Consider the following 15,291-nt stretch of genomic DNA (forward strand, 5'->3'; position numbering starts at 1 on the left):
AAGAAACATGCCCTCACCTGTCGCTGTTTCTGAAGGCATTGAGGGCAATGACCAAGAGCAGGAAGCCGCCCCAGATGAAATCAATGAGGTGATTGGAAAAGCGCAGGATCTGGAAACCCGAAGAGAGCAGCATCAGCGCGATCAGGGCGATGGAAACCCCAAGCACCCTGCCCTTGCCGCCAGCCGGATTGGTGCCGCCGAGAACGGCAATCAGGATGGCTTGCAACAGGTAAGACGCGCCGTAATCGGATTTCGCCGCATTGGTCCGCCCCGACAGGATGACACCGGCGATAGCAGCCAGAAGCCCGGTCATCATGTAGGAATAGAAAATCATCCGGTCCTTGCGCAGACCGGCAAAGATCGCAGCGCGCGGATTGGTGCCGATGAGCATCAGATTAACGCCAAGCGTTGTGCGCGTCAGCAGGATTGCCACCGCCCCTGCAACCACAACAAACAGGATGAACGGCGTGGCGATGCCAAGGATTTTGCCATTGCCGATAAAGTTCCACGCATCGGGAAAGCCCACGATGGCCGGACCGCCTGTCAGCACCACGGCAAGGCCGGTGAAGATTTGTCCGGTGCCAAGGGTCGCCAGAATGGGCGTGATACGCAGTTTGGAGATGAGGAAGCCATTAAGCACCCCGGCGAGCAGGCCGATGCCCAGCGCCATCAGCACACCGATGCCGGTGTAAAGCAGAACCATGCCTGTGGACTGGCTTGTGCCGATAATGACCGAATGGAAAAACACGCCTGCCAGAATACCGGCGAGATTGGCGATACCGACAACGGAAAGGTCAATGCCGCCGGTCAGCATGGCGATCATCATGGCAATGGCGAGAATGCCAAGCTCGGGCATGATGTAGGTGATGGATTCAAAATTGTAATAGCGCAGGAACTTGTCCGGGTTGAGATAGGACATCAGCGCGAAGACAAGCACCGTGATGACGAGCAGTTGCAGGATATTGCGGTCCTGCCCGAGAATGCGTTTGGCGATTGAGCTGTTTTGCATGATGACGCCCTCAAACCAGTTTCTTGCGGTCGCGCCAGGCGGTAAGCGCTGTCGCAACGATAATGATCAGGCCAACGACGACGCGTTGCCATGTGGTGTCGACCTTCATGATGATCAGGCTGTTCTTGACCATGACAAGCATGAAGACGCCAAGCAGCGTGCCGATGACACTGCCGCGCCCGCCGAAAATCGAGGCACCGCCCAGCACCACGGCGGCGATGACATCAAGCTCCAAACCGGCGAAATCGCGCGGGTTGGCAAGCCAGATCATCGAGCCATGCAACAGGCCGGCAAAGCCCGCCAGCGCCCCGGCAAAACAATAGACGAAGAACAACGTGCGGCGGGTGTTAAAGCCGACACGGCTCGCCGCCTCCGGTGCGCCGCCGAGTGCAAAAATGCTGCGGCCAGCCATGGTGTAGGTCAGGAAAAGATGGGTGACGAGCGCAAGCCCGAGATAGATCAGGATCATCGCCGTCAGGCCGAAATTGGTGCCGGTGGCCGAGGTCAGGCTGACCAGATCGGTCTTGGCAAAGGCGATCAGTTGCTGGGGCATCTTGTCGATATTGATGACGCTGGTGCCAACCAGCCCGAGCAGCAAGCCGCGCACCACGCTGCCGGTGCCGAGCGTGACGATCAGCGGAATCATCCTGAAAGTATGGATGAAAAATGCATTGAACGCGCCAAGGAAAAGGCCAATCAGCGTTGCGGCAACAAAGGGCAGAAACACGCCTTCATAACCCGTATAGATCATCAGCTTGATGGTCAGATACATGGCGGCAGCGGCAAAGGCGGTGAACGAAACATCGATCCCGCCTGATATCATCACCACCAGAACACCAAGCGCCATGATGCCGATGATGACATTGCTCCGGAGCAGCCCGAACAGATTATCAAGCGACCAGAAGGCCGGATTGATCAATCCAATGATGATCATGGCGGCAAAAAGAATGCACGCGATGATGAATTCCGATCGACGAAACAGAGTCATTTCAAGGCCTTCAGGCGGTCGTTTAAAGCGTCTTCATTCAAAACATCAGGTCCGATTTCATCAACGAAACGGCCACGATGCATGACGATCACGCGGTTGCAGTTCTGCACCAGCTCCGGCACGTCATCTGAAATCATCAGCACGGCAAGGCCGTTCTCGGTGGCAAGCTCGCGGATCTTGCGATGGATCTGCGCCTTGGAGCCAACGTCGACACCGACGGTCGGGCCGTTGAGGATGAGGATGCGCGCGCCGGTCAGAAGCCAGCGCGCCAGCACCACACGCTGCTGGTTGCCACCGGAGAGATGGTTGACGGGCGTATAGGGTCCGGGCGCGGCAATCTGCATGGCACCGAACATGGAGGTGGTTGCCTCAGCGGTCTTCTTGCGGTCGATGAACAGGCCGCGCACAAATTTGTCGAAGGAGGTCGCCAGCATGTTGCGTTCGATCGACTGGGTGAGGAACAGACCTTCGGTCAGCCGGTCCTCGGGCACATAGGCAAGCCCGCTGGCAATGGCTTCCTGCACGGTCTTCGGATGAACGCCGTTGCCATCGATTTTGACGGTGCCGGTGAATTTGGGATTCATGCCGAACAGTGCCAACGCCAGTTCCGTGCGGCCCGAACCAATGAGCCCGGAGAGGCCGACAATTTCGCCCGCATGCAGGGTCAGATTGATATCCTCAAGGCTGCCTGCAATGCTCAGATTGCGCACATCAAGACGCGGGAGGTTGTCGCCCTTGGGCTGCTCCCAGCGATAGGCCTGATCGGTCAGGTCATGCCCGGTCATGGCGCGGGTAATCGCCGGTTCGTCGAAATCGCTGATCGGACCTTCGGCAACTTTTTTGCCATTGCGCAGGACCGTCAGGCGTTCGCTGATCTCCAGCATCTCGCGCATCTTGTGGCTGACGAAGAGCACGGCAATGCCCTGCGCCTGAATATCGCGCACAATGCTGAATAGCGCATCCACCTCATGACGGGTCAGCGCTGTTGTTGGCTCATCCATGATAATCAACCGCGCATCGGCCATGACAGCGCGGGCAATGGCGACGATCTGCTTGCCTGATGTGGGGAGCGTCTCGACATCGGCGTCAAGGTCCATGGTCACGCCAAGGCGGGCCAGCGCCTTTTCGGCAAGGGCGCGCACACGGCGCCAGTTGACGGCGCGCCTGCCCTCCAGAAGCAATGTGTTCAGCGCCAGATTCTCCGCAACGGTCAGATTTCCGAACAGGGAAAAATCCTGATAGATGACCTGAATGCCATGCTGCACCGACTGGGCTGGCGTCATGCCGGAGACCGGCTTGCCATCGATCAGGATTTCACCATCGGTTGGCTGATACACGCCCGCCATGATCTTGATGATTGTCGATTTGCCCGAACCGTTTTCACCGGCCAGACAGTGAATTTCACCCGGCTTGATCGACAGCGACACCGCATCCAGCGCCACAAGGCCGCCAAAGCGCTTGCCGATGTTTTTTAGTTCCAGAAGGTGTTCACTCATGTTTTCCTTTTTGCCCCTCTGTTTCACCCCCCCCTGTCGGACATCTCCCCCACAAGGGGGGAGATCAGCTGTCAGTGCGGCCTTTGCACAATCTGAAAAGTTTCCGGTTGTGGGAAAGCGTTACTGTCAATGTGATCTCCCCCCTTGTGGGGGAGATGTCCGACAGGACAGAGGGGGGTGAAATACCTTAGAAGTTGTAATCGCCCATATTGGCTGAGGTCACGCCGACCCAGCCTGCGCCATAGAGCAGGTTTGGCTTGGAGGCATCGGGAACGAGCAGGCTGTTATAGCCGGGCAGTCCCAGATCAAGACCGGCCTTGATCTCGCCGGTCTTCTTTTCCAGCGCCATCACAGCCAATTCGTTCATGGCATAACCTGCTACTGCGGGGTCCCAGAACTGGATGTACTGGATATCGCCATTCTTCAGGTACTGACCGGCAACGGACACAAGACCCGTGCCTGCAAAGAATACCTTGCCCTTCAGACCACCTTCAGCGATCAGACGGCCAGCACCAGCTGATGTCGGCATCGGTGCGCCGAGAATGCCTTTGACGTCAGGATAGGTCGTCATGGCTTCCTTCAGCTTGGTATAGTCCTGATTGGCATCGTCATAGGTTTCCAGACGTTCGGTTGCCAGCGACATTTCGGGGAAATTCTTCTTCTGGTATTCGATGGCACCATCGATCCAGTCCATCTGCGACTTTGAGGTCAGGCTGCCGACGGTGGCGAGGTATTTGCCCTTGCCGCCCATGTCCTTGGCCAGAACTTCCATCAGCTTGGCGCCGTAAGCCTTGTTGTCGAAGGCTTCGAGTTCATAATCGACATTGACGATGTTGGAAGCTTCATGGGCGATGACCACGATACCGCGATCCCGCGCCTTTTTCAGAACTGGCTCAACCGCTTCCACCGAGAACGGCACGATGCAGATGGCATCAACGCCCTGCGCGATGAGATTTTCAACGATCTGCACCTGTGCGGCGGCATCCGCCTGGCTTGGGCCGACCATCCATACATCTGCACCGGTTTCAGACTTGAACTGTTCAACGCCGGTGCGCATGCGGTCAAACCAGGCGATGCCATCCACCTTCACCACAGTGGCAATAGTGTATTTCTTGCCGCTGGCAGAGGTGACGTATTCCTTCTTCACCTTGGATGTATCGACGGCGCTGTCAGCCATAGCAGGTGCGGCCAATGCCGCGATAATGGCGAGTGATGCGAGCAGTTTCTTCACAGGTTAATCCTCCCTTGGTTTTGCCCAGTCATTTTCCGGATTGTGCGCCAGGCGCCAGCCCTGAAATTCTTCTCAAATTGCGGAAAAAGCGGTTGGCGCGACGATGTGCATCAAAATCGGCTTGCCCATGATGGATGCCGTTATCTGACGCCAAAACCTGACCAATCCATTTGCTCGCCGGTTCTCCCAAACCGCTGCAAAAGTGCTTCTCCCTGCGATTCATGCTCGATGAAACGTTTCATTTAACATTTCGGATCATATGGGACTTGTCAATACGCATCGACGTGTATTGAACAAATGTTTACCGGAATATTGATTTGTCGCTAAATTTTGCCGGGTGATCGGCAAAAAACTATCGGTAGCCATGCGAATATTGTCAGGCGCATTGATCCGCGAGGATACCTCTTGGTATGAGTGAATTTCAGAAATGAGGTTTCATACGATGGTAAAGGGCAAGGTGCTCGTAACAGGCGCTTCCGGGTTCATAGGACAGGAGCTTGTGCCTTACCTCAAGGCCGCCGGTTATCAGGTGACCGCCGCGTCGCGGGCGGCGGGCAATCGGACGACACAACCTGTCGATGTGGTACACCTGCCCTCGCCCGACGCACCAAACGAAGCGTTCGAACAGGTTCTTGCCGGTTATCATCATGTGGTGCATCTGGCGGCAATTGCCCATACGCACCTGCCCGATGCCGCAAAGCTTTATCACGATGTCAATTGCCTGCTTGCGGCCAAACTGGCGCGCGCGGCTGATAAAACCCTATCAGGGAAGTTCGTGTTCCTGTCTTCGATCCGGGCACAGTCAGGCCCAACGCAAGACGGGATCATCACCGAACTGTCGCCTCCACAGCCAACGGATGATTATGGCCGGGCAAAGCTTGCCGCCGAGGCTGAGATAGCCAAGGCTTTGCCACAGCGCAATTTCACGATCCTGCGTCCGGTTCTCGTCTATGGCCCCGGTGTGAAAGGCAATATGGCTGCACTGATCAAACTGGCGGCGCTGAAAATTCCGCTGCCGCTTAAATCGTTGATTGGCCAGCGCTCAGTGCTTGACCGCTCCGCCCTTTGCCGCGCCATTCTGCACAGCCTGCAAAGCACGAATACTAATGGCGGTATCTATATCGTCGCGGACAGGGAACCGATGACAGCGGCGGGGATTGTCAGCGCGATCCGGCGCGGTATGGGACGGGATGCAGGGCTGTTCACCCTGCCCGCGCCGCTTCTGCATCTCGCCGCGTTGATAACCGGCCAGAACCAGCGCTGGCGGACACTCAACGGTAATCTTGTGGCGAATGCTGCATTGCTGGAATCAACCGGCTGGGAGCCAACCGATGATTCCGCTTTGCGGATTCAGCAATCGGTTTTGTCGAAAGCAATGTAACCGAACAGGGCCATGTTCGGTATATATCAACAGAATCAATAATTTAGATAATTTAATGTGGTGGCTGGGGCGCCTGGATTCGAACCAGGGGATGGCGGTACCAAAAACCGCTGCCTTACCACTTGGCTACGCCCCAAAATGCTGTTGTCAGTGTGTTCCACCGCATGACAGCGCGGCCTTATAACCTCTGGTTCCGGCTTGCGCAACGTGAATGATTGGCCAGTTTGTCGCTCTTCACAATTGTTTCGGCATTATTTTCATGACAAGGGTGGATCATTCGACAGCTTTGTAAATTGAGGACGACATTTTCTTGCCTCTCATTCTCTCCCTTGTCCTTGCCGCAGCGGTTGCCAGCGCCGTGCTTCTCGGCATTCTCTTCAAATTGTTGCCGAAACATTTCCTCGCCGCAGGAATCAATGAGCGCTCCAACCATACGCAGCCCGCACGCCAGCTTGGCGGCCTTGCCATTGTGCCCGTGGTTTTGGTGCTGCTTTGGGTATTTGGCGCGCAGATTGGTCTCGACCAGCGCTTTCTCATGACCGCATCCATCGGCGCGCTCATCCTCTGGATCACGGGTATGCTTGATGACCGCCGTCACCTACCGGAGAGCATCAGGATCGCCACACAGCTGATTGCCTCCTGCCTTTGCATTTATGGCCTCGGCCCTGATTTTCGCCTCCTGCCAGATTTCCTGCCTGAGATCATCGAGAAAGGCCTGCTCGTTCTCGCGCTCGTCTACTTCATCAATCTGACCAACTTCATGGATGGGCTCGACATGATGATGGTTTCGGGGATGGGTATTCCCCTCGCCTTTCTGGCGGGGTTTGCAGCTTTCGGACTGGCTGGCATGGCATCGGGAAGCATAGCGGCGGCCATCGCCGGAGGACTTCTCGGCTTTGCGCTGTTCAACCGGCCCAAGGCTACGGTTTTTCTGGGCGATTCCGGTAGTTTGCCGCTCGGGCTTCTCTGCGGCCTCGCCTTCTTCATGGTCGCCCGCGACATGCGCATTGCAACCGGGTTCATTCTACCCCTGTTCTTCATTGCTGACGCCACGACAACGCTGATCAAGCGGCTTCTGGAAGGCGATAACATTTTCGCTGCCCATTCCAAACATGCCTATCAGGTGGCCAAACGATCCGGCTGGTCCGTCTGGCAGGTGGTCCTGACCGTAGCCGCCCTGAATGTCGTTCTCGGCATCTGCGCGCTTGCGGCGGGTTCGACCAATATTCCGGTTCGGCTGATCGGCATCGCGGTTGCAGTTGTTAGCGTCACAGCTGTGCTGTTGCGCTTTCGCAAACAGAAATCCAGATAATCAGAGGCGGCGGAAAATCGCTGCAAGATAAAGCCCGATCTGGCCGAGTATCGTCTGTCTGTGAACACCCGACTGATGCAGGGCGAGAATACGGCGGATGAAATTATCGGATCGGACCTTCCAGTAGAGATCGCAGATGGCTTGAGCCTCGGAACTCAACAGATCCCGGTTGCGCACCAGTCCCTGAATATTCATATCCGCCTGATCGGCAAAACGGTCTGCCAACAATGAGCGTGCTGCCGCAAGTTGTCCCTGCCAACCCTTGCCATGATCAGGTTGACGATCGCGCACCAGCGGTTGCGGATCAAAATGCACCACGCCACCTGCGCCAGATACAATCAGATAAAGCCACCAGTCATGACTGGAGAATGGCGTCGTCAGGCAGGACTGGGCGAGAAGATCATGCGCCATGCGGTTGAAGAGCATTGTATTGGCGGTGGCGATATTCTGGACAAGCGCATTGCGAAAATCCGCAGGATGCGCATAGAGCGGCGATGAGCCGACAATCGCGCCATTCCGCGCTATTTTGAGCGTTCGCGAGCAAAAGACCGACGGAACGGCAAAAGCATTGTGCTCGATCCAGCGAATGGAGTTTGCAAGCTTTTCCGGCTCCCAGATATCATCCTGATCGGCAAAGGCATAATATTCCGCCTGAATGGCCGGGTTGGTAATCAGCGACCGGATGTTCTCGGCTCGGCCATCGCCGGGGCCGGATAAGAGGGTTACACGCCCCTTCGTCCAGCGCTTTGCCCATTGCTGCAGGATTGCCCGCGTTGCATCCGTCGATCTATCATCGGACACCCATAGATCGATATCCGGATAGGTTTGCGCGGCGATCGAAGCCAGTTGCTCATCGAGAAATGCTGCGCCGTTGAATGTTCCCAGGAGGACAGCCACTGTCCCTGATGATGGTGCCCTTTTCAACAGCCCGCAATCCCGCTTGATGTTTTCCGTCGGTCAATCAGTGCCGTTGTTTCTGCACGTGAATATGGCCAAGATTGAGGTCGGTGCCTTAACTCGTCGCCTTGTCGAAAAGCAGAACCCGCACTCCATCGGGGTCCTGCTTTGCGATCAGTTTGCGCAATTCGGCTACGGCTGCCGGCAAATGATCGACGGGTGCAACACGCCGTTTCGCCCGCAAGATCTTGGAATGGCTCGTTTCGGAAACACCTGTCGGATCATAGAAAAGCTCTTCGTGCAGCTTCTCCCCGTCCCGAATCCCAATCGTTACCACTTCGATATCGCCATCGGGGTTCTGGTCATCCTTCACCGAAAGCCCGGCGAGCAGGATCATGTTTTCGGCCAGATCGCGGATGCGCACCGCTTCACCCATTTCCAGAAGCAGGATATCGCCGCCTTCGGAAAGGGCACCGGCCTGAATAATCAGTTCGGCCGCTTCGCGCACGGACATGAAATAGCGGGTCATCTCGTCATGGGTAACGGTAAGCGGACCGCCATGGGCGATCTGCTCACGAAACAGAGGCACAACGGAACCGCTGGACCCGATCACATTGCCGAAGCGCACGCAGGTGAAAATCTGACCTGTACCGTGCTTCTTTGCCTCGTCGCCGTGATAGCGCACGATCAGTTCGGCCCAGCGCTTGGTTGCGCCCATAATGTTGGATGGCCGCACCGCCTTGTCGGACGAGATGAGGACGAAATTGCGCACCCCCGCCTCGCGGGCAACCGCTGCCAGCACATCGGTGCCGATGACGTTGTTGCGCGCACCTTCAACGACGTTCTCTTCGACCAGGGGAACGTGTTTATAGGCAGCGCAATGATAGACGTTTTCGACCTTGTGCTGTTCAAGCACCACCTTGAGCAAGGGGCCATCGCTGATCGAGCCAAGGACGGGCACCAGAACGCAATCGCTGATATCCGAAAGCTCCCGCTGAAGCTGATACATGCTGTGTTCGTTCACATCGAAAAGCACAAGCTTTGCCGGGGCCAGCTTGACGATGGTCCGGCAGAGTTCCGAGCCGATTGATCCACCCGCGCCTGTCACCAGAACAACGCGGTTTTCAACTGTCTTGTCGAGCAAATCAGGATCGGCGGGCACAGGCGAGCGACCGAGAAGATCGTCAATATCAATATCACGCAGATTGCTGACGATGTATTTTCCGGCGGTCAGATCGGAAATAGCAGGCAGAATGCGCACCTTGACATTGAGAACCTTGAGCTTGCCGATCAGCAAACGGCGCTGGCTACCGCTCAGGGATGACGTCGTCACAATCATTTCGTTGATGCCAAAATTATCAATCAACGCCTCGATCTGGGAGGTAGGATAGACACGAATGCCAAGGATATCCATGCCCTGCAGGCTGCGATCATCATCAATAAAGCCCGCAACAAAAACTTCGTTCTGCGCTTTGAGCGCATTGGCCAATTGCCGTCCGGCATCGCCCGCACCGAAGATAAGGCACTGACGGGACAGTAGTTTTTCACGAAGCGGGCTCCACAGGAGCCATTTCGCGGCAAAACGGCTGCCGCAGATCAGAACGACGCTGAGAACCCAATAAAGAAACGGAACAGCGCGGGGCACGCCTTCTGCGCCGGTCATTTGCGTGAGAAACGCCACGACCACCCAGATGATGACCGAAAAAGTCACGGCCTGAATCATTGTCCATATGGCTTTGTCAGGCAGATAGCGGATGACAGCCCGATAAAGGCCAAAGCGGATGAACACCGGAGACGCGATCAGCGGCGCGGCAATCATCAGCATCGCCTGCTCGGTATTGGGCATGAAAAGGGTATTGAATCTCAGCACATAGCTGAACCAGGCCGCAAACGTCAGCACCACCATGTCAAAGCTGACAAGGAGCACCTGTTTATAACGACGCGGCATCATCGAGATGCTTTGCCGAAAATTTTCCAATTTCATTGATCCTCGGTGCTTACGGAATGCCTGGGTAATATGAGAAACTGCGATTTTTCTTAAAGTCCAATTTGAGGCATTTGTGAGATTGCGCTGCTCATCCTTAGAACCCTAATTGTGTTGGAGACCAGTAACATAGGGTTACACAAATGCAATGATCGTCTGATGATTAGTAAACTACTTTCTTTTCCGCTACTTTATCCAACACAGTCTGGCAGCATTTATCCTTGGTTTTTCCCAAACAACGGAACAACAAGCCATGGAACAGACGTCAAACCTCAAGCTTCCCTACATTGCCCCATCCCAGGCGCAAAAGCATGTCACCCACAATGAAGCTATCAGGGCTTTGGACGCTCTGGTGCAGCTTTCGGTTATCGGCAGATCACAGAAAGAGCCTCCGGCAAGCGCCAAGGAGGGCGAGCGGTATATTGTTTCGTCCGGTGCCATAGGGGCATGGAATGGCAAGGACGGGCAAATCGCGGCGTGGCAGGACGGTGCATGGGCTTTCTTTCAACCTGTGGACGGTTGGCATGCATGGATTGCCGCGGAGAACTGCCTTGCCGTTTTCAGTCAGGGACGTTGGGCTGATATCAAAACGGGGACAAATCCGGTCGAGCTTGTCGGCATCAACACGCGCGCGGATGATACAAACCGCCTCAGTGTAAAAAGTGCTGCCTCGCTGTTTGACCATGCGGGTGAAGGGCACCAGCTGAAAATCAACAAGGCGGGCGATCAGAAACTCGCCTCGATTCTGTTTCAGTCCGGTTATGAAGGTCGAGCCGAAATCGGTACGATCTGGAACAGGGATTTCTCCATTAAGGTCAGCGCAGATAACAAACAATGGCGTGAGGTCATGATTGCCGATGGCAAGACGGGGACGGTTCAGTTTCCCGGCGGCGTGGTCCGCAGCCATACGGGCAGAAAACTTTCCGGCCTGATCTTTTTATCCGGTAGCGGCAATGCCGTTCTTGAGCCGGTCGCAGCCACTGCGGCTTGCGCATCGGTTTCTGGTGATCTTCTCTCGCTCAAAACCAAGGTGGCTTCGACACTCTTTGCTTCCACAATGCGCGGCACGGCGATGGTCCGCCTCTGGAACATCAGCAAATCCCCGGCACAACCCGCATGGGTGAAATGGGACACAGGTACTGACCAACTGCAGGTGAGCAACCCTGATCATATCAGGCAGTGGGTTGCTGGCGATAACCTTCAGACAGCTGATCCGGCTAACCAGACGATTGCTGTCGATATCTCGCCGCTTATGTACAGCCAGTTGGGTAATGTATTTGTGCAGGATGGTGTGGTGCTTAATGGTGGTACTGCCGGGGGGATGACACTCGCATGTTCGATTGCATCGCCGGTATCATCAAGCAATCTCATCTGCTTCAAAGGTGATGAGCGCGGGCGATATAATTTGATTGGTGTGTATGGGTGATGTTGTGTGGTTGACGGTGTGGTTCGTGGTTCGACAAGCTCACCATGAGGGAGAGTGGAGTGTGCAGGGAGTCAAGTTCTGCAACTTTGGTGATTAGCGTTACATCCACCCCTCTCCCTCATGGTGAGCTTGTCGAACCACACACCACGAACCACACTCATGCAAAGTGAACTCAGGAAACCTCAACTCCCGCGATAGGTGGAATAAGACCAAGGCGTCACCAGCAGCGGCACATGATAATTCGCCTCCACATCGGAAATGGCAAAGCGGATGGGTACGACATCCAGAAATGCCGGTTCCGCAAGCTCCACACCTTTTGCCTTGAAATATTCCCCGGCAAAGAAGCTGATTTCATAGCGTCCAACCGCCATCTCATCTGATGACAGCAACAGTTCATCGGTGCGGCCATCACCATTGGTGACCACTGCCTTCAGCAAATGCCTCACCTCATCCGCATCAATGCGATGCAGGGTCAGCTTCATGCCGGATGCAGGGCGTCCCTGCGATGTATCAAGCACATGTGTAGACAATTTTCCCATGATTTGCCTCTCACGCAATCAGATCATCGAGCCGGAAACGGGCAATCAGGGCAATCTGCCGCAAAGCTTCTGTTACTTCTTCCCCGGCATTGTTCTGCAACCGCGTCCTGAACGCCGCCAGAATGGAATGTTTGTCATGGCCGCGCACCGCGAGAATGAAAGGAAAGCCGAACCGCCCCTGATAGCCATCATTCAGCCGATGAAACTCGTTGAATTCCGCGTCCGTCAGACGGTCGAGCCCCGCGCCCTTCTGTTCGCTGGTTGAATGCGTGGTCAAACTACCCTGCCGCGCAGCCTTACCCGCCAGATCAGGATGAGCGCGGATAAGGCCAAGTTGTGCCACTTGTCCCGCCTTGTCCACCGCACCGACCATAGCTGCGTGCAGGAGTTCGACGCTGGCGAAGGGCCGCAGCGGCACCACTGCTTCCGGCACCCAAGGCGAATGCTCAAAAATACCGCCCAGCGCTGTGACAAAAGTTTCCGGATCGGCGTTGTTCAGTTCATCGAGAGTCATCGAGACCTTTCTTCAAGCGTTGTTTCAGGGCGTTCACAGAACGCAGCACATTCTCAGGCGTGGCGGGCGCATCAAGTTGCGGCGCAGCGCCGCCCTTGGCCAGCGAGGCGATTGCATCGCGAATGGCAAGCCACACGGAAACCCCGAGCATCAGCGGCGGCTCGCCGATGGCCTTGGAGCGGAACACCGTTTCTTCGCGATTGGGCGCATTTTCAAGAATACGCACGTTGAACTCAGGTGGCACATCGCGCGAACCCGGAATCTTATAGGTGGACGGGCCGACCGTGCGCAGCCTGCCTGTCTTGTCCCACCAGAGTTCTTCGCAGGTGAGCCAGCCCATACCCTGCACAAAGGCGCCCTCGATCTGGCCAAGATCGATAGCCGGGTTCAACGGTGAGCCGACATCCTGCAGAATATCGGCGCGCAGGCAGCGCGATTCGCCTGTCAGCGTATCAACGGCAACTTCCGCCACCGCCGCACCATAGGTGAAATAGAAGAACGGCCGCCCCTTCATCGTCTTGCCGTCCCAATGGATTTTCGGGGTGGCGTAATGCCCGGCTTCAGACAATTGCACGCGCTTAAGCCATGACATTTTGGCGAGTTCGCCGAATGACACGGACTCATTGTCCGCGTGAACGCGGCCCTCGCGATAGGTGATGACTTGCTCTTCCACGCCGAAATGCTCGGCGGCGACCGTGGTCATGCGCGCCTTGATCGCCGTGGCTGCCTTGAAGGCTGCCATGCCATTCAGATCAGAACCTGTCGACGCCGCCGTTGCGCTGGTGTTCGGCACCTTGCCCGTCGCGGTGGAGGAAATGCGCACCATATCCAGCTCGACCTGAAACACCTCGGCCACGACCTGCGCCACCTTGACGAACAGGCCCTGCCCCATTTCCGTGCCGCCATGGTTGAGGAAAATCGAGCCGTCGAGATAGACATGCACCAGCGCACCGGCCTGATTAAGCGAGGTCAGGTTAAAGGAAATACCGAATTTCACCGGCATCATCGCCAGACCCCGGCGAATGACGGGATTGGTCGCATTATGCGCATCGATTTCAGCGCGGCGCTGCTGCCAGTCCGATGAAGCGAGCACGGCTTCGGTTACTTCAATCAGTCGGTTGTCTTCCACCGGCTGGCCATAGGGTGTTACCTCCCCGGTCGCATCGCCGTAATAATTGATGGCGCGCACGGTGTTGGGATCAAGTTTCAATTCCTGCGCGATGGTATCGATGATGTTCTCGATGGTCAGGATGCCCTGCGGCCCGCCGAAGCCACGAAACGCCGTGTTGGACACCGTATTGGTCTTGCAGGCATGGCCGATAAAACGCGCATGGGGAATATGATAGGCATTGTCCGTATGGGTCAGGGTACGGGTGATGACTGGCCCCGTCAGATCAGGCAGATTTCCGGCGCGAGCGAGATATTCCACGTCGAGGCCCAAAATTCTGCCACGGGAATCAACGCCCACCTTCCAATTGGCGACGTAATCGTGCCGCTTGCCCGTACCCGCCATGTCATCGCGGCGTTTCAGCCGCATTTTGCAGGGTTTTCCCGTTTTGGCTGCAACGAGTGCGGCAGCACCGGCAATGATCGTCGCCTGACTTTCCTTACCGCCAAAACCGCCACCCATGCGCCGCACCTGACATTCCACCGCATTGGCATGCAATCCAAGAATGAGCGCCACATGGTGCTGCACCTCGGTCGGATGCTGGGTCGAGGAATGCACCAGCATCTCGCCGTTTTCACCTGGTATGGCATAGGCAATCTGGGTTTCCAGATAGAAATGATCCTGCCCGCCCATATGCAGCGTGCCCGACAGGATATGCGGTGCGCTGGCCAGTGCCGTCTCAACATCGCCATCAACCACTTCCTGCGGCGGCAGCACATAGCTCTTGCGCCGATGCGCTTCTTCTATGTCCAGCACCGGCTCAAGCGGCTCAATATCCACCTTCACCTGCTTGGCGGCGCGATAGGCGGTTTCGAAATCGCAGGCCGCCACAACGGCGATCACCCGGCCTTCGTGGTCAACAATATCCTCGGCGAAGAGGGTTTCGCCTTCAAGGATCGGGCCTACCTCATTATGCCCCGGCACATCCTTGGCCCACCAGACCCCGGCAACACCTGCCATGGCAAGCGCCTGTGTTGGATCAATGGATTTGAGCCGCCCATGGGCGACGGGCGAGAGTACGAAAGCCGCATGCAATGTGCCGGGCATTTCGGGCATATCGTCGATGTAATTCGCCGCACCCGCCACATGGCGCGCAGCAGAATCATGGGCGATGCCTTTGCCTACGATGGTCCGCTGGACGGTGTGGGGGATGACTTGGGGAGTGGCTTGGGTCACGCTTCACCCCCCTCTGCCCTGTCGGGCATCTCCCCCACAAGGGGGGAGATCACATTGACATGAATGCTTTCCCATAACCGGAGCAGTTTCAGGTTGTGCAAAGACCGTATTGAAGACTGATCTCCCCCCTTGTGGGGGAGATGTCCGACAGGACAGAGGGGGGTGATACC

At 56.3% G+C, this 15,291-nt stretch carries 12 protein-coding genes and 1 tRNA gene; 3 read left to right on the forward strand and 10 right to left on the reverse strand.

What is annotated here, in order from left to right; all coding sequences use genetic code 11:
- Nucleotides 1–13 precede the first annotated feature (13 nt).
- The 4 genes from BLU05_RS13755 to BLU05_RS13770 form a co-directional block, all read right to left on the reverse strand.
- The gene (locus BLU05_RS13755) at nt 14–1,009 is read right to left on the reverse strand and encodes an ABC transporter permease (protein WP_091880821.1); all 996 of its coding nucleotides are present in this window, start codon (nt 1,007–1,009) and stop codon (nt 14–16) included.
- Nucleotides 1,010–1,019: 10 nt separating this feature from the next.
- Entirely contained in the window at nt 1,020–1,997 is a 978-nt protein-coding gene (locus BLU05_RS13760) for an ABC transporter permease (protein ID WP_091880823.1), read from the reverse strand.
- A complete protein-coding gene (locus tag BLU05_RS13765; RefSeq protein ID WP_091880824.1) occupies nt 1,994–3,493 on the reverse strand; it encodes a sugar ABC transporter ATP-binding protein in 1,500 nt (499 codons plus the stop codon). The genes BLU05_RS13760 and BLU05_RS13765 overlap by 4 nt, the downstream gene beginning before the upstream one ends.
- A gap of 187 nt (nt 3,494–3,680) precedes the next feature.
- Nucleotides 3,681–4,724: an autoinducer 2 ABC transporter substrate-binding protein gene (locus BLU05_RS13770; RefSeq protein ID WP_091880826.1), complete on the reverse strand. Its 1,044-nt coding sequence runs from the start codon at nt 4,722–4,724 to the stop codon at nt 3,681–3,683.
- Nucleotides 4,725–5,166: 442 nt separating this feature from the next.
- Here BLU05_RS13770 and BLU05_RS13775 point away from each other — a divergent pair, with 442 nt between their 5' ends.
- A complete protein-coding gene (locus BLU05_RS13775; RefSeq protein ID WP_175540605.1) occupies nt 5,167–6,105 on the forward strand; it encodes an NAD-dependent epimerase/dehydratase family protein in 939 nt (312 codons plus the stop codon).
- Nucleotides 6,106–6,166: 61 nt separating this feature from the next.
- Here BLU05_RS13775 and BLU05_RS13780 read toward each other — a convergent pair.
- Nucleotides 6,167–6,241 (reverse strand) — tRNA-Gln (locus tag BLU05_RS13780).
- Nucleotides 6,242–6,415: 174 nt separating this feature from the next.
- On the opposite strand from BLU05_RS13780, the gene BLU05_RS13785 reads away from it, so the two are divergent.
- Nucleotides 6,416–7,417: an MraY family glycosyltransferase gene (locus BLU05_RS13785; protein ID WP_244518340.1), complete on the forward strand. Its 1,002-nt coding sequence runs from the start codon at nt 6,416–6,418 to the stop codon at nt 7,415–7,417.
- Here BLU05_RS13785 and BLU05_RS13790 read toward each other — a convergent pair whose 3' ends face one another.
- Both BLU05_RS13790 and BLU05_RS13795 read right to left on the reverse strand, forming a co-directional pair.
- On the reverse strand, nt 7,418–8,314 hold the full coding sequence (locus tag BLU05_RS13790) for a glycosyltransferase (RefSeq protein ID WP_091880829.1): 897 nt from the start codon (nt 8,312–8,314) through the stop codon (nt 7,418–7,420). It abuts the gene before it with no gap.
- A gap of 115 nt (nt 8,315–8,429) precedes the next feature.
- Nucleotides 8,430–10,298 (reverse strand): nucleoside-diphosphate sugar epimerase/dehydratase, encoded by a 1,869-nt coding sequence (locus BLU05_RS13795; protein WP_091880830.1) that lies wholly within the window; start codon nt 10,296–10,298, stop codon nt 8,430–8,432.
- 253 nt (nt 10,299–10,551) lie between these two features.
- On the opposite strand from BLU05_RS13795, the gene BLU05_RS13800 reads away from it, so the two are divergent.
- Nucleotides 10,552–11,724, forward strand: a complete 1,173-nt coding sequence (locus BLU05_RS13800) for a DUF2793 domain-containing protein (protein ID WP_091880832.1) — start codon at nt 10,552–10,554, stop codon at nt 11,722–11,724.
- 182 nt (nt 11,725–11,906) lie between these two features.
- Here the strand turns inward: BLU05_RS13800 and uraH are convergent, their stop codons facing one another.
- The 3 genes from uraH to xdhB are packed head-to-tail and all read right to left on the reverse strand — an operon-like array spanning nt 11,907 to nt 15,121.
- Complete coding sequence (gene uraH / locus BLU05_RS13805; RefSeq protein ID WP_091880833.1) at nt 11,907–12,263, reverse strand: hydroxyisourate hydrolase; 357 nt, start codon at nt 12,261–12,263, stop codon at nt 11,907–11,909.
- A gap of 10 nt (nt 12,264–12,273) precedes the next feature.
- Complete coding sequence (uraD, locus tag BLU05_RS13810) at nt 12,274–12,777, reverse strand: 2-oxo-4-hydroxy-4-carboxy-5-ureidoimidazoline decarboxylase (RefSeq protein ID WP_091880835.1); 504 nt, start codon at nt 12,775–12,777, stop codon at nt 12,274–12,276.
- Nucleotides 12,764–15,121 (reverse strand): xanthine dehydrogenase molybdopterin binding subunit, encoded by a 2,358-nt coding sequence (gene xdhB / locus BLU05_RS13815; RefSeq protein WP_244518341.1) that lies wholly within the window; start codon nt 15,119–15,121, stop codon nt 12,764–12,766. The genes uraD and xdhB overlap by 14 nt, the downstream gene beginning before the upstream one ends.
- Nucleotides 15,122–15,291: the final 170 nt, after the last annotated feature.

Origin of the sequence: Phyllobacterium sp. OV277 (assembly GCF_900104355.1) — a bacterium.
Classification (GTDB): Bacteria; Pseudomonadota; Alphaproteobacteria; order Rhizobiales; family Rhizobiaceae; genus Phyllobacterium.